This is a genomic window from Salinicola salarius (assembly GCF_003206135.1).
Taxonomy (GTDB): Bacteria; Pseudomonadota; Gammaproteobacteria; order Pseudomonadales; family Halomonadaceae; genus Salinicola; species Salinicola salarius.
In genome coordinates this window covers 1-22,375 of record NZ_PZJT01000022.1, presented here as the reverse complement: position 1 = coordinate 22,375, position 22,375 = coordinate 1, and the positions used below count along the sequence as shown (strand labels likewise).

17 protein-coding genes are annotated in these 22,375 nt (G+C 64.9%); 9 read left to right on the top strand and 8 right to left on the bottom strand.

The annotated features are described in order from the left end of the window. Positions 1–2: 2 nt before the first annotated feature. Entirely contained in the window at positions 3–536 is a 534-nt protein-coding gene (locus DOM32_RS16330; RefSeq protein ID WP_110636500.1) for a (2Fe-2S)-binding protein, read from the bottom strand. Positions 537–924: 388 nt separating this feature from the next. Between DOM32_RS16330 and DOM32_RS16325 the strand changes: the two genes are divergently transcribed. Further along, complete coding sequence (locus DOM32_RS16325; RefSeq protein ID WP_110636497.1) at positions 925–2,643, top strand: Na+/H+ antiporter; 1,719 nt, start codon at positions 925–927, stop codon at positions 2,641–2,643. A 54-nt stretch (positions 2,644–2,697) separates the two neighbouring features. Continuing rightward, positions 2,698–3,198, top strand: coding sequence for a DUF302 domain-containing protein (locus tag DOM32_RS16320; protein ID WP_110636494.1), 501 nt, complete (start codon positions 2,698–2,700; stop codon positions 3,196–3,198). A 177-nt stretch (positions 3,199–3,375) separates the two neighbouring features. Here the strand turns inward: DOM32_RS16320 and DOM32_RS16315 are convergent, their stop codons facing one another. From DOM32_RS16315 to DOM32_RS16300, 4 genes are all read right to left on the bottom strand, one after another. Further along, positions 3,376–5,601 carry a xanthine dehydrogenase family protein molybdopterin-binding subunit gene (locus DOM32_RS16315; protein ID WP_110636491.1) on the bottom strand — a complete coding sequence of 742 codons (2,226 nt, stop codon included), beginning with the start codon at positions 5,599–5,601 and terminating at the stop codon, positions 3,376–3,378. Positions 5,602–5,623: 22 nt separating this feature from the next. Continuing rightward, positions 5,624–6,610 (bottom strand): FAD binding domain-containing protein, encoded by a 987-nt coding sequence (locus DOM32_RS16310; protein WP_110636488.1) that lies wholly within the window; start codon positions 6,608–6,610, stop codon positions 5,624–5,626. After that, positions 6,607–7,299 (bottom strand): (2Fe-2S)-binding protein, encoded by a 693-nt coding sequence (locus tag DOM32_RS16305; RefSeq protein WP_110636485.1) that lies wholly within the window; start codon positions 7,297–7,299, stop codon positions 6,607–6,609. Before DOM32_RS16305 ends, DOM32_RS16310 begins: the two co-directional genes overlap by 4 nt. A 276-nt stretch (positions 7,300–7,575) precedes the next feature. Continuing rightward, positions 7,576–8,481, bottom strand: a complete 906-nt coding sequence (locus tag DOM32_RS16300; RefSeq protein ID WP_167400681.1) for a LysR family transcriptional regulator — start codon at positions 8,479–8,481, stop codon at positions 7,576–7,578. Between the two features lie 223 nt (positions 8,482–8,704). Here DOM32_RS16300 and DOM32_RS16295 point away from each other — a divergent pair, with 223 nt between their 5' ends. From DOM32_RS16295 to DOM32_RS16280, 4 genes are all read left to right on the top strand, one after another. Further along, on the top strand, positions 8,705–10,126 hold the full coding sequence (locus DOM32_RS16295; protein ID WP_110636480.1) for a uracil-xanthine permease family protein: 1,422 nt from the start codon (positions 8,705–8,707) through the stop codon (positions 10,124–10,126). 12 nt (positions 10,127–10,138) lie between these two features. After that, complete coding sequence (locus DOM32_RS16290; RefSeq protein WP_110636605.1) at positions 10,139–11,560, top strand: amidohydrolase family protein; 1,422 nt, start codon at positions 10,139–10,141, stop codon at positions 11,558–11,560. Positions 11,561–11,562: 2 nt separating this feature from the next. Continuing rightward, positions 11,563–12,276 carry a sulfite exporter TauE/SafE family protein gene (locus tag DOM32_RS16285; RefSeq protein WP_110636477.1) on the top strand — a complete coding sequence of 238 codons (714 nt, stop codon included), beginning with the start codon at positions 11,563–11,565 and terminating at the stop codon, positions 12,274–12,276. A gap of 123 nt (positions 12,277–12,399) precedes the next feature. Continuing rightward, positions 12,400–13,176 carry a MipA/OmpV family protein gene (locus tag DOM32_RS16280; protein ID WP_110636474.1) on the top strand — a complete coding sequence of 259 codons (777 nt, stop codon included), beginning with the start codon at positions 12,400–12,402 and terminating at the stop codon, positions 13,174–13,176. Between the two features lie 87 nt (positions 13,177–13,263). Here DOM32_RS16280 and nadA read toward each other — a convergent pair whose 3' ends face one another. From nadA to polA, 3 genes are all read right to left on the bottom strand, one after another. Then, the gene (gene nadA, locus DOM32_RS16275; RefSeq protein ID WP_110636470.1) at positions 13,264–14,307 is read right to left on the bottom strand and encodes a quinolinate synthase NadA; all 1,044 of its coding nucleotides are present in this window, start codon (positions 14,305–14,307) and stop codon (positions 13,264–13,266) included. 186 nt (positions 14,308–14,493) lie between these two features. Beyond that, positions 14,494–15,909 (bottom strand): NADP-dependent phosphogluconate dehydrogenase, encoded by a 1,416-nt coding sequence (gene gndA / locus DOM32_RS16270; protein ID WP_071232681.1) that lies wholly within the window; start codon positions 15,907–15,909, stop codon positions 14,494–14,496. Positions 15,910–16,178: 269 nt separating this feature from the next. Beyond that, positions 16,179–18,956, bottom strand: coding sequence for a DNA polymerase I (gene polA, locus DOM32_RS16265; protein ID WP_110636602.1), 2,778 nt, complete (start codon positions 18,954–18,956; stop codon positions 16,179–16,181). Between the two features lie 192 nt (positions 18,957–19,148). On the opposite strand from polA, the gene DOM32_RS16260 reads away from it, so the two are divergent. The 3 genes from DOM32_RS16260 to speA all read left to right on the top strand — a co-directional run. Beyond that, a complete protein-coding gene (locus DOM32_RS16260; protein ID WP_110636467.1) occupies positions 19,149–19,448 on the top strand; it encodes a DUF2782 domain-containing protein in 300 nt (99 codons plus the stop codon). 167 nt (positions 19,449–19,615) lie between these two features. Continuing rightward, entirely contained in the window at positions 19,616–20,572 is a 957-nt protein-coding gene (locus DOM32_RS16255; protein WP_110636464.1) for a homoserine kinase, read from the top strand. 181 nt (positions 20,573–20,753) lie between these two features. Next, positions 20,754–22,375, top strand: a 1,622-nt coding sequence (speA, locus tag DOM32_RS16250; protein WP_110636599.1) for a biosynthetic arginine decarboxylase, incomplete at its 3' end; no start/stop codon positions are given.

The following is a 22,375-nucleotide window of genomic DNA, read 5'->3' as shown; positions in this document are numbered from 1 at the left end:
CCTCAGGCCTTGGCGCGCGCGGACTGGACCGCACTCAGAATGTTCTTATAGGCGCCACAGCGACAGATGTTGCCGCTCATCGCTTCCTTGACCGAGGCATCATCGCTGCCGATGCGCTTGTCATTGAGCATCGATACGGTCGACATCATCTGCCCGGCCGTGCAGTAGCCGCACTGGTAGGCGTCGTGCTCGAGGAAGGCTTCCTGCACCGGATGGAGCTGGCCATCGCGAGCGAGTCCTTCGACGGTGGTGATCTCGCAGCCCTCGTGCATGACCGCGAGCGTCAGGCAGGAGTTGGCCGAGTGGCCGTCGATCAGCACAGTGCAGGCGCCGCACTGGCCGTGATCGCAGCCCTTCTTGGTGCCGGTCAGGTCGAGGCGTTCGCGCAGGGCATCGAGCAGAACCACGTTGGGCTCGACCTCCAGGGTGACGGGTTCGCCGTTGAGCGTCAGGCTGACCGTCACGGTATTGCTGGATCGCGAAGCGTCGCGGGGTTGCAAAGCGTCATCGGGGGAATGCACGGAATCGTCCATCATGCCGGCTCCTCATCGGGGGTCGAAGACCGCAGCGCTTCAGCGCGTCACTGCGCTGCGCCACGGTTCGTTGTCTTGGGCAGTCACCTCGAGCGGAAGACCCGAGTCTGATCTGGGCCACGGGCCCGAGCCCTGCTGGAACGGCTCGAGCCAGGCCGGAACACCGCAGACGAACACCGACCGCGTTTCGGTCGGCAAACAGGCCTTTCGTCACGGGATACCAGGCGGCGTCATGCTGTCAGGACATCGACGCCGCCTTGCCAACACAGCATAGACACCACATCCCGATCCCGCTCGACGGCCGGCCAAGAAATTTCGTCGCCTCTTCCCCCAACACGTTCGACTTCCGCTAAGCTCGTCGGCTAACGATTTCTACCGGTTGCTCGGGTCGATGAATACTCTGTTCTTGGTTCTGATTCTGCTGTTGGTCGCTTCAGCGACCGGGGTGATTGCACGATTCGTCCCCTCTCTCCCCACACCTCTGGTGCAGATCTTTCTCGGTGCCCTGCTGGCGTGGCCAGCCTCGGGGTTGCATGTCGAACTGGAGCCGGAAATTTTCTTGCTGCTGTTCATTGCACCGCTGCTGTTCTCCGATGCCCGGCGCTTCCCCCAGCGCGAATTCATGATCCTGCGCGGGCCGATCCTGGCCCTGGCGCTGGGGCTCGTGCTGTTCACGGTGATCGGCGTCGGGTATTTCATTCATCTGCTTTTCCCGACGCTGCCGCTGGCAGTCTGTTTCGCACTGGCCGCGATTCTCTCCCCCACCGATGCCGTGGCGGTCTCGTCGATCTCGGGGCGCCTGCCGGTGCCGCCGAGACTGATGAGAATCCTCGAAGGCGAGTCGCTGATGAACGACGCCTCGGGTCTGGTCGCGTTCAAGTTCGCCGTCGCCGCCGCCCTGACCGGAACCTTCTCGCTGGCCGATGCCACCCTGAGCTTCCTGCTGATCTCGATTGGCGGCCTGATCGTGGGAGGTCTGCTGGCTTTGGGCTTCAACTTTCTGCGCACACGGTTGATCGAGCGCCACCTGGGCGACGCCACCACGGTACAGGTCATCCTGCTGGTGCTGTTGCTGCCCTTCGCCGCCTACCTGCTGGCGGAGCATCTGGGGATGTCCGGCATTCTCTCCGCCGTAGCCGCCGGCATGGTGATGAACCGCGCCGACATCAAGCGCGTTGGTCAACTGCATGCCCGCATGCAGACTCAGAGCGTATGGGAGATGCTCGAGTTCGTGCTCAACGCCCTGGTCTTCCTGCTGCTGGGTTTCCAACTGCCCGCGATCATCAGCGGCGCGCTGGACCATTCGCTGCATGACGTCGGCGACTACGAATTCCTGCGCCTGCTGGGCTACGTGGCCGCAATCTCGATCGCCCTTCTCATCTCGCGCTTCGTCTGGATCTGGCTCGCCAGTGCCACGGGACGTGGACTGTCGCGATTGATGGCCGCTCTCAAGCGGCAGCCACATCCATCCTCTGCGGGCGATACGGGGCGCGTTCCGTTCAAGCTGATGCTGGCGGCGACGCTTGCCGGGATCCGCGGCACGATCACGTTGGCAGCGGCGCTGTCTCTTCCGCATTTGATGAACGATGGCACCGACTTCCCGGCACGAGAGCTGCTGATCTTCCTGGCCACCGGCGTGATTCTGTTTACCTTGATTACGGGCAGCATCGGGTTGCCGCTGGTACTGCGCAATCTCAGGATCCCCAACGACACTCATGAATTCGAGGAAGAACGCAAGGCGCGCATCGCCGGTGCCGAAGCCGCGATCTATCGCATCGAACGCTATCACCACGACCGCACGGGCGAATTCGCCCGCAGCCATATCAACGACGAAACGATCCTCGCCTTCAACGAGGTCAGCTCGCAGTTGATGAACTACTATCGCGAACGACTGACGCTCCACTCGGCCGATACGGCAACACCACAGCTTTCCGCCTCACGCCAACTGGAGCGCGAGACTCGCCTGGAAGCGCTGCGTGCGGAACGGCGCCAGTACTACAAGATGCGCCAGCGTGACCGCATCAACGATAATGTCCTGCGAAAACTGGTCCGCGAGGTCGATCTGGCCGAAGCCGCCCTGACCAGTTATCAGAGCACGTCACACCATTGATCCACGAGCCAGCGTCAGCCGCTCACTGACTGAACAGATTTGGGAGAGAACTGCATGATCCGCTCCGTCGTTCCACGCACGGCAAAGCTACGACGCATCCTGGCAACCACACTGGCCTCCCTGGCCATCAGTGCCCCGGTCCTGGCGCAGGAACCGGCCGCCGAGGTGCCGGGGCTCATCGTCGCCAGGAGCGATGCCAGCGTTCACGACACGGCCTCGCGCTTCGCCGAGCAGGTCCGCACCAGCGGCATGACCGTGTTTGCCCGTGTCGACCATCGCCAGAGCGCGATGTCCCGCAGCATGGCGTTGCTGCCCAACGAAGTCATCATCTTCGGTGATCCCAAGACCGCCACGCCGCTGATGCAATGCGCGCCCACCGCCGGCATCGACCTGCCGATGAAGGCGCTGGTCTGGCAGGACGACGACGGCCAGACCTGGCTCGGCTACAACGACCCCGCATGGATCGCCGAACGTCATGGCGCCACCGACTGCCCCGCCATCGGACCGCTGCAGCAGGCGATGCAGAAGCTCGTCAAAGCGACGTTGCAGCAGTAGTAGCATCAAACCCGTAAAAGCGAGATCGAAAAAACCGCCGCCCTCCGGTTTGGCATTTCCGGAGGGCGGCGGCTTGCGTTTACCGCCAAGGGATTCACCTCAGGCAAATCGTGCCAGTCGATGTATCACGCGCTCTGCGTCTGTCTATCTGTTATGCGCTGCGCGCCTCTTTATTCACTACGCGCTTTGCGTACGGGGCACGTCGTCCATCAGCTTGTCGAGGGTGATCGGCAGTTCGCGGATGCGCTTGCCGGTGGCGTGATGGACCGCGTTGGCAATGGCGGCCGCCAAGCCGGTGACACCGATCTCGCCGATACCGCGGGCGCCGTACTCGTTGAATGCCAGATCCGGATAGTCGAGCAGGATCACGTCGATCTCCGGCTGGTCGGCGTGCACCGGAACCACGTATTCGGCGTAGTCGTTGTTGACCGGGCGGGCGTTGCGCTCGTCATACTCGGTGGCCTCGAACAGGCCCATGCCGATGCCCATCACCACGGCGCCTTCGACCTGGTTGCGCGCGGTGGTCTCGTTGATCACCTTACCTACGTCGATGGCGCTGACCACCCGCGCCACGCGCAGATGCGAAATGCCCGGATCCCAGCGCACCTCGACGAAATGGGCGCCGAAGGAGCGGTAGGAGTACTTCGAGTCGGCGGCCTCGGTATGCGCTTCCCCGTCGGCGCTGCCGTAACGACCGGCCTCCAGTATCTCGGCGAAGCTCACCTGCTTGCCGTCGGCATTGCGCAGGCCGCCGTTGGCGACTTCCAGATCGTCGCCGGACGCCCCGGCGAAGGCGCCGTTGCTGCCGGTGGCGTAGCGCTTCATCTCGTCGAGCGCATTGCGCGCCGCCCCGGCGATGGCCGGCAGCGTGGTCGCCGTCGCCCAGGAGCCGCCGGAGACCGGCCCATCCGGGTAGGAGGAGTCGCCGAGCTTGACGGTGATGCGATCGATCGGGATGCCGGTCACGTCGCTGACCGTCTGGGCCACGATGGTGTAAGTCCCGGTGCCGATGTCCTGCGTGGCACAGGAGGCGAACGCCGTGCCGTCGGCGCGAATCGAGACGCGCGCGTCGCAGGCCATCTTCAGCGCTTCCCAGTTGCACGCCGCCATGCCGTAGCCGACGATCTCGCGACCCTCGCGCATGCTGCCGATCTTCGGATTGCGATCGGCCCAGCCGAACCGTTCCGCCGCCCGTTTCGTCGCTTCGACGATATGATTGCTCGAGAAATCCAGATCCTTGCTCTCGTCGCGTTCGGCATAGTTGTCGAGACGGAACTGCACCGGATCGACCCCGGCAGCGTCGGCCATCTCGTCGATCGCGGATTCGAGCGCGAACAACCCCGGCGCCGCACCTGGCGCACGCATCGAGGTCGGCGTACCGCGATTCACCTGGGTGGTCTCGTGGCTCACCGTCAAATTGGGGCAGCTGTAGAGGCTCTTGGTCACGCTGCCGCAGGTCTCGACATACTGATTGACGAACGACGTCGTATTGATCGACTCGTGACGCAGCGAGACCAGCTTGCCGTTTTCGTCCGTGGCCAGCCGCAGGCGCTGGCGCGTTTCCGGCCGGTGACCGGTGGTGGTGAACATCTGCTGGCGCGGCACGACGAGCTGCACCGGACGCCCCAACTCGCGGGATGCCGCCGCAGTGGCGATGGCGTGCGGCCAGGTCCACAGCTTGCTGCCGAAGCCGGAGCCGATGTAGGGCGCATGCACGGTGATCCGCTCCGGCGGCATGGCGAAAATCTTGGAGAGCGCCCCTTTCGCCACGACCACGCCTTGAGAGGCGTCGAAGATCGTCAGATCGCCGTTGTCCCACCACGCCGTGGAGGCGTGCATCTCCATCGGGTTGTGGGTCTCCACCGGCGTCCGATAGGTCACGTCGATGGTGGTCGCCGCGCTATCGAAGGCCGATGCCGCATCGCCACGCTCATGATTGCCGCTGCCCGCCTGGGTGCCGTTGGCTTCGAGGCCCTGCTCGAGATTGGCCACGGCCTTGTCGGTCGCGTAGGTCACCTTGACCCGGCGCGCTGCCGCCCGCGCGTTCTCGAAGGTATCCGCGACCACCAGCGCCACGAATTGCCCTTCGTAGTAGACACGTTCGTCTTCGAACGGCAACCGGGTCTCCTCGACCTTGTTGCCCTGGGCCAGGCTCGACGGCGTGTGATAGAGCGTCGGGAAGTGGCCGTGGTGGAAGATGTCGATGACCCCCGGCATGTTGCGGGCTTCGTCGATGCTCAACTGCGAAACCTTGCCACTGGCGATGGTGCTGAAGACGCCGTAGCCGTAGGCCAGGTTGGGCGGCAGGTTGTCGGCGGCATAGTTGGCGCGGCCGGAGAGCTTGTCCGGGCCGTCGATGCGCGGCACGCCGGCACCGATGATGCTCTGCTGTTTGTCGCTCATGGTCGATTCTCCTCGCGGGCGATCAGGCGGCGGTCAGATCGGAAAGATTGCGCACGATGGCCTGCTGCCCGAGCGGAATCTTGTAGCCGTTGTGGGCGTAGGCGACGGCATTCTCGAAAGCGAGCTTTGCGGCGTCGGCAAACACGGCTTCGCTCGCGGCCTTGCCCTTGAGCGCCGCTTCCACTTCCGGCGCGCGCCATGGCTTGGTGCCGACGCCGCCCATCGCGACACGGGCCTCGCGGATGGTGTTGCCATCCATCCGCACGATCACCGCGCTGGAGGCGAGCGCGAACTGGTAGGACTGACGGTCGCGCAGCTTGAGATAGCCCGACCGGCTGCCCTCGAGTGGCGCATCGAGAACGACGTGGGTAATCAGCTCGCCCGGTTCCAGCGCGTGCTCCCGTGCCGGCGTGTCGCCCGGCAGCAGGTGGAAGTCGGCGAAGTCGATCTCGCGCTTACCATCGGGCCCTTCGACCTCGACGGTTGCGCCGATCGCGATCATCGCCACGCACATGTCCGAGGGGTGCGTGGCGATACAGCTGTCGCTGGTGCCGAGCACGGCGTGAACGGTGCGGTTGACGCCGCCGATGGCGGCACAGCCACTGCCGGGTTCACGCTTGTTGCAGTCGGAAACGCCATCGCGGAAATAGGGGCAGCGCACCCGTTGCATGACGTTGCCGCCGGTCGTCGCCTTGTTGCGCAACTGGGTCGACGCGCCCGCCAGCAGCGCCTGGGAAAGCACGGCGTAGTTCTCGACCACTCGCTTGTCCCGCGCCAGTGCGGTGTTGGTCACCATCGCGCCGATGCGCAGCCGGCCGTCGTCGAGGCGCTCGATCTCGTCGAGGGCGACGCCGTTGATATCGACCACCTTGTGCGGCTGCATGACATCGAGCTTGACCAGATCCAGCAGCGTCGTGCCCCCGGCCAGAAAGGCAGCATCGCGATCGCTGCCGTGGGCGGCGACCGCCTGCTGCGCGCTCTCGGCACGGGCGTATTCGAAATGTCTCATGCGTTGCCTCCCTTCACGGCGCCTCGAGCAGACTGAATGGCCGCGACGATGTTCTTGTAGGCGCCGCAGCGGCAAATATTGCCGCTCATCGCCTCGCGCACGTCGGCATCGCTGGTGCCGATGTCATCATCCTGCAGGATCGCCACGGCACTCATCATCTGCCCGGCCGTGCAGTAGCCGCACTGATAGGCATCGTGTTCGAGAAAGGCCTGCTGAATCGGATGCTGCCGGCCGTTCTTCTCCAGCCCTTCGACGGTGGTGATTTCGTCGCCGTCATGAGTGACCGCCAGGCTGAGGCAGGAGTTGATCGCCGTGCCGTTGACCAGGATCGTGCAGGCACCGCACTGGCCATGGTCGCAGCCCTTCTTGGTCCCGGTGAGCCCGAGGCCGTGACGCAGCGCGTCGAGCAGGATCACGTTGGGTGCCACGTCCAGCTGCTGACGCTGACCGTTGACGGTCAGCGTGATGCGCTGCTTGCCCTTCGCGGGCGGTGCGTCGGTCTGCGTGCCGGGCTCGTCCGGCGAGCCGGCGTAGCTCACCTGGGAAAGCGCCGGTGCCGCCGCCACTGCCAGACCGGAGATACCGGCGGTCTGCAGGAAACGCCGGCGACCGGGGGAGCTTGGCCGTACCGAGCTGCTTTCGGGATCGTAGATGTCTACGCCCGCACTCGAACGCTGGTTGTCGTCCATGGAATCATCCTCATCAGTTTCCGCCCGTCGTTGTCATGCCTGTCGTTATCATCGTTGCTATCGGCATGTCGGGCGCGCCTCGGTGCAGGCGAGGCGGCGAAGCGGCCAGCGAGAGCTCGCCAGCCAGGAAGTCAGCAACCCTCCGCCGTGTCAGGCGGCGGAGGCTTACTTAACTTAGGAGAGCCGCCAGGGCGATGCAAAGCCTGGCGATGGATTCAGGAGTATCTCGCGGCGATCGCGGAGGATTGGGCAAGAGATCGGTCATGATATCGGCGCTCAGCTTTCGTCCACGGCCGCCAGTGCCACCCGCAAGTGTTCCAGCAGCACCTCTCCCGCTGGCGGCAGGCTGCGGTCGGCAGCGACACAAAGCGCCAGTTGGGCGTGCAGCCGCCTGTCGCTCAGCGAGCGGAAGACCAGCTCGCCCTGGGCCAGTTCGCGCGCGACATCCAGCCGGTTGAGAAAGGCGATGCCGAGCCCGGCCCGCACCAACGACTTGATCGTCAGAATGCGATTGCAAGAGGCCACCGGCGCCAGGGCGTAGGGCGAGTTGGCCAGCAGCTTTTCCAGCGTCGACCCGCGGAACATCTCTCCGCTCGGCGCGACCAGCCGATAGGCGCAGCAGTCGCGTAACTTGACCGTCGCTTGCTCGGCCAGCGGATGCGTCGGCGCAACGACGACGCCGAATTCGAGATTCACGCGCTGGACGAAGCGAACCTTGCGGGTCGGCGGCGGATTGATGCAGATCCCGATATCGGCATCGCCGATCTGTACCTGCTCCAGGATCGACTCGGTCATGCCGGTCTCGAGCACCAGCCGCAGGGCACGAAAGCGCTGGCTGAAGGATTCGAGCAGCGTGGGAAGCAGCTGGTCGGTGAGCGATTCCACCGTCGCCAGGCGAATCTCGGCGGTCCCGGCGCCCCGGATATTGCCCAGGGTTTCCAGCAGGTGGCGTTCGTCGCGCTGCCACTGGCGAATCTGGTAGAGCATCAGCTCCCCGGCAGCGGACAGACGCAGCCCCCGCGGCAGCCGTTCGAACAGCGGCACGCCCAGTTCGGCCTCCAGCTTGAGAATCTGGCGATTCACGGCGGAAGCCGCCACGTGCAGCCGCTCGGCGGCCTTGCGCAGGGAACCTTGCCGGGCCACCTCTTCGAAATAGCGAAGCGATGTCTGTAGCAGCTGCATGGAAATGTTCACCGTCGTCCAAATGATTACTGTTGCCGAAAAAAGAACGGTATGCACGAAAATCAATGATGGAATCGTACAGCCAAATCTCGTTAGCTTACGACCACCGTCAAGGCCCGCACCGAAGCGACGCCGGCCAGTAACGGGTGCGAGCCGAGTCGTTCCAGACGGCGAACGAGCACGCAAGCGGGACCCCACTGCCAATAACAACCGGAAGCCCGTCATGAATGCCAAGACCGACAGCGATTCCAGAATCGTCAACGACTCGAAGTTCGACCGTGACGCCAAGTTCGACGAAGACGACGGGCGGGGGGGCGAGCCCCGGTCCCGGGCGTCCGGCGTGGACCCCGTCGACGAACGTCTTTCGCCGGGCGCCCTGCTGCTTTATGGCCTTCAGCATCTGCTGGTCATGGCAGCGGCGCCGATCACCGCCGTGTTCCTGATCAGCCAGGCGCTGGATTTCTCGACCGAAACCGCTACGGCCCTGATGAGCGCAACTTTCCTCGCCTGCGGAGTCGGCACCCTGCTGCAAACCTTCGGCCCGTTGGGTATCGGTGCCCGGCTGCCCTTCGTCCAGGTGCCGGGTGGCGCGCCGATCGTGATCTTTCTCACCATCGCCCAGACCACCGATATTCAGACGGCCGTCGGCGCGGTGATCCTGACCGCCCTCTGCTACTTTCTCGTCCTGCCTTTCTTCACCCGACTGCTGCGCTTCTTCCCGCCGATCGTCATCGGCACCATGCTGCTGCTGGTTGCGGTCAATCTGATCCGGATTTTCGGCAGCCTGATCATCGGCAAGCCGGGAAGCGACGGTTACGCCGCGCCGCTGCAGATCCTGCTGGCGTTGGCAACGATGGGCAGCATCGTGCTGTTCGCCCGCCTGCTCTCCGGTGCCTGGCAGCGTATCTCGGTCATGCTGGGGCTGGTCGTGGGCGTACTCGTCGCGGCGGTCGCCGGCGAGATGCACTTCACGCCGATCATGGACGGGCCGCTGATCGCCCTGCCGACGCTGTTTCCCTTCGGCATGCCGCACTTCGATCTCTTCGCCTCGCTGCCGCTGATCATCTTCAGCGTGATCGCCATGACCGAAGCCACGGGGCAGACCCTGGCCACCGCCGACATCGTCGGCAAGCGCGGCGATGCCCGGCTGCTGGTGCCGCGCAATATCCGCGCCGATGCGGTGGGCTCATTGCTGGGCGGTTGCCTGGGCACGTCGCTGATCATCACCAGCGGAGAGAACATCGGCATCGTCAGGACGACAGGCGTCCGCTCACGCTATGTCACCGCCGTGACCGGCACGCTGCTGATACTGCTGGCGCTGTTTGCCCCGCTGGGGCGGCTGGCGGCGACATTGCCCAATGCCGTCGTGGCCGGCACCGCCGTCATCGTGTTCGCCGTGATCGGCGTCATGGGCGTCAACCTGCTGCGCCGGGTCGACTTCGATCGCCAGGGCAATCTCTTCACCCTGGCGGCTGGGCTCGCGATGGGCCTGCTGCCGATCCTGGTGCCCGACTTCTACAGTGCCTTTCCCGCTTCGCTACAGATCGTGCTGGGCAATGGCCTGGCGATGGGCACCGTGACGGCCGTTCTGGTGAATCTGCTCTTTCACCACACCGGAGCCACCGAGCCATCTCGTGAGCGCTGAATGGAAACCTTCATGACCCAACACGCAGACAACGCCCTTTCACCCTCAGCCCTTTCGCCTTTAGCCCTGGCCGCCGACACGCTGCTGCTGCTCCCCGAGAAGCTGCTCATGGCAGGCGAAGTCTCGAGCGACAAGGGCGTGCTCGTCGTCGACGGGCGTTTCGCCGAGATCGACCAGGCCGCCGCGCTGGTCTCTCGCCACCCGACGCTGGAAGCGATTCCCCTGCCGGGCAAACTCCTGATGCCGGGGTTCATCGACACCCATCACCACCTGACCCAGTCGCTGGGCAAGTCGCTGGTGTTCGGCGAGCCCTCGGAGATCTTCAAGCGCGTCTGGGTGCCGCTGGAAGGCAGCCTGGACGAACGCGCGCTTTATCTCTCCGCCAAACTGGCGGCACTGGAGGCGTTGCGCGGCGGATTCACCACCGCCGTCGATGCCGGAACGCGGGCCACGGTGGCGCTGGACGGCATTGCCACCGCGGCTCACCAGACCGGGCTCCGCTGTGTCCTCGGCGCGATCTGCAACGATCGCGGGCAGGAATCCGAAGCCGCCGCGATTCTGCACCGGGCCGAACGCCATCTGGCGCGCTGGGAACACGACCCGCTGATTACCCCGTCGCTGGCGATCTCGATTCCCGAAGCCGCCAGCGACACGATGCTGCACGACGTGGCCCAGCTGTGCCGGGAGAGCGGTCGCATTTTTCAGACCCACGTCAACGAACATCTGCAAGCCGTCGAGCGGTCGCTGGTCAGTCGCGGCGAGCGGCCCCTCGAGCATCTCGACGCGGTAGGCGCCCTGGGGCCGCAAACGCTGATCGCCCACGCCACCCTGGTCACGCCTTACGAACTCAACCGGCTGAAAGACACCGATACGGCGGTCGCCTTCAACCCGGTCGCCAGCAGCTGGAAAGGCAACGCCGTGGCGCCGGCGCTGCAGATGGCCGCCCTCGGCATCCGCTTTGGCCTGGGCACGGACGGCACGCGCAGCGATGCCTTCCGGCTCATGGATGCCGCCGAGACCAGCCAGCGGCTGACCGGCGGCATCGCTCACGGCGACAGTTCCTGTGGCGGCGGCTGGCTCTGGCTCGATAGCGCGACCCACCGGGCCGCCGATGCTGTCGGCCTTGGCAGCCTCACTGGCGATATCGCGCCGGGCCTGGCGGCCGACTTCCTGCTGGTGGACCTCGAGGTGCCGGAACTGACCCCGTCCTGGGATCTGCCGTGGGAACTGGTGCGCTACGGCAATCGCGATCAGATCGAGGCGGTATTCACGCAGGGGCGGCTCAGGCTGTGGAAAGGATGGCCAGTCGACTGGGACGCCAGGGCCATGCTGCGGGAGATCGACGAGATCGCCGACGGCGCCGTCGCCCGCGCGCCGATCCAGCGCATTCATCCTGTCGCCAGCGAACACCGGTCCCGGTTCGGGCCTCGGTAACCATGAGCGATATCGCACTCTATCTGGTACTGGCGCTGGCAACGGCGCTGGCGGCCTTCGTTCAGGGCGCCATCGGCATCGGATTCGCGCTGATCGTCGCTCCGATACTCGGCCTGAGCCACCCGGAGCTGATGCCCACCGCGCTGCTGATGCTGATGCTGCCGCTCAACCTGTTCGTCTCCCTGCGGGAACGGCGGTCGATCGACTGGCGCGGCGCCGGGTGGATCACGCTGGGGCGTCTGCCGGGCACGCTGGCGGGGCTCGGTGTCCTGCTCGTCATGAGCCGTGGAGGACTCAATCTCCTGATCGGCCTCTCGACCGTCGTCGCCGTGCTCGTTGCCTGGTGGGCGCCGGCCTTCTCGCCCCGACGCGGCAGTTGCATGACCGTGGGCACCATCACCGGCGTGACAGAGACCGCCACCGGCGTGGGCGGCCCACCGCTGGCACTGCTCTACCAGCACCGGCCAGGGCCGGAGTTGCGAGCCACCATCGCGGCCTGCTTTCTGCTCGGCGAGCTCATCTCGCTTCTGAGCCTGGCGGTGGCCGGCCAGCTCGAGATGGTCCAGTGGCTATGGGCGCTGGCACTGCTGCCGCCGCTGTTGCTCGGGAGCGTCGCCAGCCGCCTGCTGCATCAGCGACTCGACGCCTCCCGGCTGAGACAGGGCGTGCTGCTGTTCGCGCTCATTTCCGGCTTGGTACTGATGATCCCGTTCTGAAACGAATGCCTGGCTGCGGGGATTCTCTTCCCCGGTCGCCCCAGGGTGTGTGAACTGGCCTTTTCCTCGAGCCTGCCGTATGTTTTTCGCCACATACCGAGACCCGCTTCAAGGATGAATGACATGATCGATTCAAAGAAGAAACTCGCCTGGCAGCTGGCGCTCGCCGCGAGCAGTGTCGCCGTCAGCTCGGCTGCCCTCGCCGCCCAGCCCGAATGGGAAGGCACCGTAGGCGCCGGGGCGATCTACAGCCCGGACTACCTGGGCAGCGACGACTACGAATGGAACGCCTGGCCGTCGCTGGACGCCAGCTACGGCGACACCTTCTTCGTCAGCGTGACCGACGGCATCGGCTGGAACGTCGTCAAGCAGGATGACTGGCGTGTCGCGCCGTTCATCGGCTACACCTTCGGCCGCGACGATACCGGCGACATCGACGATCTCGACAAGGTCGACGGTGGCGCCACCGCCGGACTGCGCGTCAGCTATCTCGATGACGCCTGGCGCTACAGCGCCGCCGCCGAGACACCCTTCAGCGGCGATATCGACGGCTATCGCGTCAGGTTCAAGGCCACCTACGTCACCCAGCTCGGCGAACGAGCGGCCTTCACCATCGGCCCTCGCTTCGGCTATACCAGCGCGGACTGGACCGACGACCTGTTCGGCGTCTCGAATCGCGAGAGCGCCCGCTCCGGCATCGATGCCTACGATCCGTCGGATGGCTATTTCACGGTCGGCGGCGAAGCTTCGCTCAGCTACTACCTCACCCGGCAGTGGTCGGTTACCGGTCTGGTCGGCGTCTCGCGCCTGACCGGCGACGCCGCGGACAGCTCGATCGTCGACGATACCGGCGATGCGACGCAGTGGCGGGCGGGCGCTTTCATCAACTACCATTTCTAAGTCGTAGAGACTTAAATCTTAGAGACATAGAAGCGCCCGCCACGGTGTTAGCCGAGGCGGGCGTTTTCGTTTTTCATCGGAATGAACTTAGCGACGTTTAAGTTCGGCACCGAACTCCAGCATCCGATTCAGCGGCACCAGGGCACGCTCGGCGATGGCAGGGTCGACGTGAATCTCCTGGCCGCAGCCGTTGGCGTCTTCCAGCACCGCCAGCGTGTTCTCCAGGCCGTTCATCGCCATCCACGGGCAGTTGGCGCAGCTCCTGCAGGTGGCGCCGTTGCCCGCCGTGGGCGCTGCCATGAACGTCTTGCCAGGCATCAGCTGCTGCATCTTGTAGAAGATGCCGCGGTCGGTGGCGACGATGAAGCTGGGATTGTCGAGCTTCTGCGCCGCCGCGATCAACTGCGAGGTGGAGCCGACCACGTCGGCGATCTCCACCACAGAGGCCGGGGACTCCGGATGGACGAGCACCGCGGCTTCCGGATGCAGCGCCTTGAGATCGACAATCCCCTTGGCCTTGAACTCGTCATGGACGATGCATTCGCCCTCCCAGCAGAGCACATCGGCCCCGGTACGCTCGCGGACGTAATTGCCCAGATGGCGATCCGGCGCCCACAGGATTTTCTCGCCCTGCCGGTCCAGATGATCGATCAGTTCGACCGCGATCGATGAGGTCACGACCCAGTCGGCCCGCGCCTTCACCGCCGCCGAGGTGTTGGCGTAGACCACCACGGTGCGATCCGGATGCTGGTCGCAGAAGGCGGAAAAGGCCTCGGCCGGACAGCCGATATCCAGCGAGCAGGTCGCTTCCAGCGTCGGCATGAATACCCGCTTCTCGGGGCTCAGGATCTTGGCAGTCTCGCCCATGAAGCGCACCCCGGCGACGATCAGCGTAGTCGCCGGGTGATCCTTGCCGAAGCGCGCCATCTCCAGCGAGTCGGCCACACAGCCGCCGGTGGCTTCCGCCAGCGCCTGGATCTCGGGATCGGTGTAGTAGTGCGCGACCAATACCGCATTACGGGCCTTCAGCTGCGCCGCGATGCGTTCCCGATAGTGCGTCCTGGCGCTCTCGTCGAGCGTCGGCTGGGCATGCCCCGCCAGGTGCTCGCGAACCCGATCCCGCTGCGTCATGACGCTTCTCTCCGCCCAAGTCATCGATATTAGGAAGGCCTTTACAGGAAGGCCTGAACGAGATCGGCCAGCCTATCATGGGCTGGCCGATCTCTAGCGGGCACGGCGGCTGACTGCGACGAAGGTCTAATGCAGCCAGCATATTTACAAACCCACCTTCGAGCGCAGCCAGCTTCCGCCGAAGGTTCAGTCCTGCAGCCACTCGGTGTGGAAGATCCCTTCCCGATCGACGCGCTTGTAGGTGTGGGCGCCGAAGAAGTCGCGCTGGGCCTGGATCAGATTGGCCGGCAGTTTCTCGCTGCGATAGCTGTCGTAGTAGGCGATCGCCGAGGAGAACGTCGGCACCGGGATGCCATTCTGGACGGCATGAGCGATCACGTCCCGCAGCGCCGATTGATAGTTGCCGGCGATCTCGCCGAAGTACGGCGCCATCAGCAGGTTCTTGAGCTCGGGATTTTCCTTGTAGGCATCGGTGATCTTCTGCAGGAAGCGGGCGCGGATGATGCAGCCGGCGCGGAACAGCTTGGCGACTTCGCCGTAGTCGAGGTTCCAGTCGTAGTGCTCGGAAGCGGCGCGCATCTGCGCGAAGCCCTGGGCGTAGGAGGCGATCTTGCTGAAGAACAGCGCCTTGCGCACTTTCTCGATGAACTCGGCCTTGTCGCCTTCGAGCGGGGTCTCCTCGGGGCCGGTGAGCACCTTGGAGGCGGCGACACGCTCGTCTTTCAGCGCGGAAATGAAACGCGCAAACACCGACTCGGTGATCAGCGGCAGCGGCACGCCGAGATCCATGGCGCTCTTGCTGGTCCACTTGCCGGTGCCTTTCTGGCCCGCGGAGTCGAGGATGATGTCGACCACGTCCTGGTCGCTCTGGTCATCCTTCTTGGTGAAGATCCTGGCGGTGATATCGATCAGGTAGCTGTCGAGTTCGCCCTGGTTCCATTCGCTGAAGATCTCGGCCAGCTCGGCATTCGACAGCCCCAGCGAGCCCTTGAGAATCGAATAGGCTTCGGCGATCAGTTGCATGTCGCCGTACTCGATGCCGTTGTGAACCATCTTGACGTAGTGGCCGGCACCGTCCGGGCCGACGTAGCTGACACACGGCTCGCCATCTTCGGCGCGCGCGGCGATCTTCTCGAGGATCGGCGCGACCATGTCGTAGGCTTCCTTCTGGCCGCCCGGCATGATCGACGGGCCTTTCAGCGCGCCTTCCTCGCCACCGGAGACACCGGTGCCGATGAAGTTGAAGCCCGCTTCGGAGAGCTCCTTGTTGCGGCGGATGGTGTCCTCGAACGGCGTGTTGCCGCCGTCGATCAGGATGTCGCCCTTGTCCAGATACGGCTTGAGCGACTCGATCGTCTTGTCGGTGGCATCGCCCGCCTTGACCATCAGCAGAATGCGACGCGGCGTTTCCAGCGAGGCGACGAACTCCTCGACGCTGTAGAACGGCACAAGCTTGCGGCCGGGGTTCTCCTGCATCACTTCGTCGGTCTTCTCCCGCGAGCGGTTGAAGATCGACACGGTGTAGTCGCGACTTTCGATGTTGAGGGCGAGATTGCGGCCCATGACGGCCATGCCGACGACACCGATTTGCTGTTTGGCCATTACCTTGTGCTCCTTGCGAAAAAGGCCGCCGCGCCAGGCTGTGTCCAGTCTTCAAGAGAAACGAGCGCGCTCGGAACGCTTCGACACAGCCTGACACGGCGATTCATGATGACAGTAGTGTAAAACAGAGAGGCAGATCCGCCGAATCGCCATTCCCTATTCGCTCCTCCTGCAGCGACAACGGCAAGAAACTGCAGGGGAAGCGATCCGCGTAGACATCGCAGGCTCGAGCTGAAAAGTCGGCGAGCGCAGCCAGTTTTCAGCCGAGCCTAGTGGGCTTCGTCCCAATTGGCCCCGCTATTGGCCTCGACGATCAACGGCACGTTGAGCCTGGCGGCGTTTTCCATCCGCTGGCGGATCGCGACGAGGAAGCCGTCGACCTGGCTCTCCTTGACCTCGAACACCAGTTCGTCGTGAACCTGCATCACCATCCAGGCATCGAACTCCGCCCCACCCTGGGCCGGGTTGAGCCAGTGGTGCACGTCGATCATCGCCAGCTTGATGATATCCGCCGCGGTGCCCTGCATCGGCGCGTTGATCGCGGTGCGCTCGGCGGCCTGACGGCGGGCGTGGTTCTGTGCCTTGATCTCCGGCAGGTAGAGCCGGCGGCCGAACACGGTCTCGACGAAGCCATCCTCGCCGGCCTGAGCGCGAATGTTGTCCATGAAGCGGGCAACGCCTGGATAACGATCGAAGTAGCGATCGATGTAGACCTTGGCCTGCTTGGCTTCGATGTGCAGCTGCTTGGAAAGCCCCCAGGCGCTCATGCCGTAGATCAGCCCGAAGTTGATCGCCTTGGCGCTGCGGCGCTGGTCCGAGGTGACCTTGTCGAGCGCCACGCCGAAGACCTCCGCCGCGGTGGCGGCGTGGATGTCGCGGTCGTTGGCGAAGGCGTCGAGCAGGCCCTTGTCGTCGGAAAGGTGCGCCATGATCCGCAGCTCGATCTGCGAGTAGTCGGCGGCGACGATCCGATAGCCCTCGCGGGCGACGAACGCCTGGCGGATCTTGCGGCCCTCTTCGGTCCGGATCGGGATGTTCTGCAGGTTGGGGTCGGATGATGAGAGCCGCCCCGTCGCGGTCACCGCCTGGTGGTAACTGGTGTGCAGCCGTCCGGTGGCCGGGTTGACCAGGCGCGGCAGCTTGTCAGTGTAGGTCGACTTGAGCTTGGTCATGCCGCGATGCGCCATGATCAGCTTGGGCAGCGGATAGTCCAGCGCCAGCTCCTCGAGCACCGCTTCCGCCGTGCTCGGCGCGCCCTTGGGCGTCTTCTTGATCACCGGGATCTTCTGCTCCTCGAACAGAATCTCCGCCAGCTGCTTGGGCGAGCCGAGGTTGAACTCCTTGCCGGCGAGCTCGAACGCCTCGGTCTCGAGCTCGCGGATGCGCCCTTCCAGCTCCTGGCTCTGGGCATGCAGGCGCGTGGCGTCCAGCGCCACCCCTTGACGCTCGATATGGGAAAGCACCGGGATCAGCGGCCGCTCCAGGGTATCGAGCACCTCGGCCAGCCGTCCGGCTTCCTCCACCTTCGGCCGCAATACCTGGTGCAGACGCAGGGTGATATCGACATCCTCGCAGGCGTAGGGCACCGCTTCTTCGAGCGCGATCTGGTTGAAGGTGAGCTGCTTGACGCCCTTGCCGGCGATCTCCTCGAAGCTGATGGTCTTCTCGCCGAGATACTTGAGCGCCAGCGAATCCATGTCGTGACGCGTCGCCGTGGAATTCAGCACGTAGGATTCGAGCATGGTGTCGTTCAGCGCGCCGGCCACCCGGATCTGGTAGCGCGCCAGCACCGAGATATCGTACTTGAGGTTCTGGCCGATCTTGCCGATCGCCGGATTTTCCAGCAGCGGCTTGAGCGCCGCCAGCACGGCGGCCCGGTCGAGCTGCGCCGGCGCGTCGAGATAGTCGTGGCCGACGGGGATGTAGGCCGCCTCGCCGGGTTCCAACGACAGGCCGATACCGACGATATCGGCTTCCATGTAATTGAGGCTGGTCGTCTCGAGGTCGAAGCAGAAAGCTTCGCTGGCTTTCAGCCGCTCGAGCCAGGCATCGAACTCCTCCTGCGTCAGCAGCGTCTGGTCGTGGCGCGCCGGCTTGGTCAGCGTCACCTCCTCGTCGATTTCGGACCGGCCGGCCTTGCCCGCGCCGACGTCATCCACGCCTTCGTCCTTGCCCTCGAGCAGCTCGGTCAGCCAGTTCTTGAACTCGAGCCGCTGATAGAGCGCCTTCAGCGCCTCGCGATCGGGCTCGGCCAGATGCAGATCATCGAGCCCCACCGGCAGCTCGCAGTCGGTCTTGATCGTCGCCAGTTCGTAAGAGAGATAGGCCTGTTCGCGGTTGGCCTCGAGCTTCTTGGGCATCGTCTTGGCGCCACGGAAGCTCAAGGTCGTCACGCGGTCGAGATCGGCGTAGATCGCGTCCAGGCCACCACCCATGCCCTGCAGCAGACCCAGCGCCGTCTTCTCGCCCACGCCGGGTACGCCGGGGATGTTGTCGACCTTGTCGCCCATCAGCGCCAGGTAATCGATGATCAGCGACGGCGGAATGCCGAACTTGGCCTCGACGCCGGCGACGTCCAGCGTCTCGCCCTTCATGGTGTTGACCAGGGTGATGTGCTGGTTGACCAGCTGGGCCATGTCCTTGTCGCCAGTGGAGATCACCGCGTCGCGGCCGGACTCGGTGGCCAGCCGCGCCAGCGTGCCGATCACGTCGTCCGCCTCGACGCCCTCGATGCACAAAAGCGGCAGGCCGAGCGCGCGCACGCAGTCGTGCAATGGCTCCACCTGCGGGCGCAGGTCGTCCGGCATCGGCGGCCGGTGCGCCTTGTACTCGGCGAAGATCTCGTCGCGGAAGGTCTTGCCCTTGGCGTCGAACACCACTGCCATGGGGCTGTCCGGATACTGCTTGATCAGGCTCTTGAGCATCGCGAGCACCCCGCGCACGGCGCCGGTCGGCTGACCATCGGAGGTGGAGAGCGGCGGCAGCGCGTGGAAGGCGCGATAGAGGTAGGACGATCCGTCGACGAGGACGATGGGGGCATCTGCCATGAGCTGCGTGATCCGTGGCTGGCTTTCGATGCCCACATGATACGCAAGCCACGGCTCGCCGTCAGGGCATCCACCCCCTGCGTCCCCCAGGGGGAAAGCGATACAATGAGGGAAGGCGATGAGGGAAAGCGATGAACCGGCCGGTTCGGATCCCGATGGATCCGCCAGCCGACACGAGCGGAGGAATCTGCCATGAGAGCATGGTCGCGAAAGACGAGATGGCCGCGAACGACACTGCTGCTGACGGCGCTGCTGATCGGTGGGCTGTCGCTGCCCGCGTTCGGCCAGTCCGCGGTGCAACCCAGGATCACTTCCCAGCAGGACGACCAGCGCACGATCGACGAGTACCGGGTCAACGGCAAGCTCTACGCGATTCGCATCGCCCCCAACGACGGCAAGGCCTATTTCCTCTACGACGACAACGGCGATGGCGACTTCAAGCGGATCGACGCGCCCAGCGTTCCCGTGCCGGACTGGGTTCAGAACGACTGACCCCGGTTTTCGAGCGCCGGCACGCCCGGCGCCGCTGTCCTCCGGCGTCCAATAGCCGGTAGGAGAGCGCCCCGCGAGCCGCTACAATGCGCGCTGGCTTTTTTTATCCTGCGGTTTTTCATCAGCGGTTTTTTATCACTAATGTCCGCCCCAGATTCCGAGATCCCATGGCCGTATTCACCCCGTTGAGCGACGAACAGGTCGCCGAGTTTCTCGACCGCTACTCCGTCGGCCGCCTGCAAGCGCTCAAGGGCGTGCCGCAGGGCACCGAAAACAGTACCTTCTTCGTCACCACGGAACAGGGCGAGTGGGTGTTGACGCTGTTCGAGCAGGGGGAGTTCGAGGATCTGCCGTTCTTCGTCGATCTGCTGGATTACCTGGCCGAGCGACAGCTGCCGGTGCCGGGCCCGGTCCACGATCGCGACGGCATCGCGCTGCAACGCCTGGCCGGCCGCCCCGCCCTGCTGTTTCCGCGCATGCCGGGCAGCCACCCCAGCGCCCCGAACCTGACCCAGTGCGCCGCGCTCGGCGATGCCCTGGGCCGGATGCACCAGGCCTCGCAGCACTTCACCGGCGAGCGGACCAACCCGCGCAATCTCGACTGGCTCCAGCGCCGCCATCGCGAAGTCCTGCCGTTTCTCTCGGCGGACGATCAGGCCCTGATGACCCGCGAGATCGCCGACTATGCCCAGGCGTTCGACGGCATCGAGCTGCCCACGGGCGCGATCCACGGCGATCTGTTCCGCGACAACACGCTGTACGATGGCGACCGGCTCGGCGGCATCATCGATTTCTACAACGGCTGCACCGGCGATCTGCTGTTCGATCTGGCGATCGTGATCAACGACTGGGCCAGCGACGACGCTGGCGATCTCGATCTTCCACGCTACGAGGCCATCCTCGGCGCCTATCTCGCGCATCGCCCGCTGACCGGGCAGGAACGCGAACTGTGGCCGACCATGCTGCGGCTGACGGCGCTGCGCTACTGGCTGTCGCGGCTGCTGGTGATCCATGTCGACCCGCCGGCGCACGACATCACGCCGCACGATCCGGCGCGCTTCCGCATCCTGCTGGGCCGACGCCTCGACGGCCGCGCGCCGGCGCTGCCCGACGCCGCCGGATGAGTCGCGATTTTCGTCACGGGGCCTGCACTGCCGGCCTCTTTCGACTAGCTTTTCCCTGACATCAGTGGTCGTGATCTTCTCGCGACGTCATAATGCGCGCCATTCGCGTTCCCGGCCCATCGTCATCATTCACGCCGGGATTCATCGCCGGTCGTTCATCACCGGTCGCACGGAGAACGTCATGCAGCACTCTTCCCCCGCCGCACAAGCCCGCCGCACCTACAATATCGACCAGTGGGGCAGCGGCTATTTCGATGTCGACGATCTGGGCCGCACCTTGGTCCGCCCGCTGGGCAGTGAAGTGCCCGGGCCGACGCTGGTGCTAGACACCCTGGTAGACCGCCTGCGCGACGCCGGGCTGCGCCTGCCGGTACTGGTTCGCTTCATCGATATCCTCCACGATCGCGTCGAACAGCTCTGCATGGCCTTCGACCGCGCGATGAAGGAGGAGGATTATCAGGCCAGCTACACCGCGGTCTACCCGATCAAGGTCAATCAGCAGCGCCGCGTGGTCGAGGAGATTCTCGCTACCCAGGAGCGCGGTCATGGCCGGGTCGGACTGGAAGCGGGCAGCAAGCCGGAGCTGATGGCGGTGCTGGCTCTTTCCGGCGACGACGGCTCGTCGCTGATCGTCTGCAACGGCTACAAGGATCGCGAGTACATCCGCCTGGCGCTGATGGGCGAGAAGCTCGGCCACAAGGTCTATCTGGTGGTCGAGAAATACTCCGAGCTGAGCCTGATCCTGGAAGAGGCAGAAAACCTCAAGGTGAAGCCGCGCATCGGCCTGCGCGCCCGACTCTCCTCGGTGGGCAAGGGCAAGTGGCAGGATACTGGCGGCGAGAAGTCCAAGTTCGGCCTCACCGCCAGCCAGCTGCTGGCCATCACCGAACGGCTGCGCGACGCCGATGCGCTGGACAGCCTGCAGTTGGTGCACTTCCACCTCGGCTCGCAGATCGCCAACATTCGCGATATCCAGCGCGGCCTGCGCGAGTGCGCCCGCTTCTACCACAGCCTGCGCGAGCTGGGCGCGCCGATCGACACGGTGGACGTCGGCGGCGGCCTGGGCGTGGACTACGAAGGCACCCGTTCGCGCAGCTTCTGCTCGATCAACTACTCGATGCAGGAATATGCCACCAACGTGGTGTGGGCCTTCCGCCAGATCTGCGAAACCCACAATCTGCCGCACCCGCAGTTGATCTCCGAATCCGGCCGCGCGCTGACCGCGCATCACGCCGTGCTGGTCACCAACGTGATCGGTGAAGAGCGGCTTGGCCACATCGAGCCGGAGCGTCGGGTCGAGGGCGACGCCCACGTGGCCGAGCTGTGGCGCGTCTACGACCGTCTCGAAGGCATGCGCGAGCCGCGGGATCTGGTCGAGGCGTATCACGACGTGGTCCAGGCGGTGGGCGAACTGCAGGATCGTTTCGTGCTCGGGCTGGCCGACATGCAGGCCCGCGCCGAGGGCGAATCAGTCTACTTCGCCGCCTGCCAGCGCCTGCACAAGCGCCTCGACAACCGCAATCGCGCGCACCGGGAAATTGCCGACGAGCTGGCGGAAAAGCTCGCCGACAAGCTGTTCGCCAACTTCTCGCTGTTCCAGTCGCTGCCGGACGTCTGGGGGATCGATCAGGTCTTCCCGGTGCTGCCGCTGACCGGGCTGGATCGCGAACCGACCCGCCGCGGCGTGATTCAGGACATCACCTGCGATTCCGACGGCCGGATCGATCTCTACGTCGACGGACAGGGGCTCGAAAGCACGCTGCCGCTGCCGGAGTGGGACGACGATGACGACAAGCTGATCGG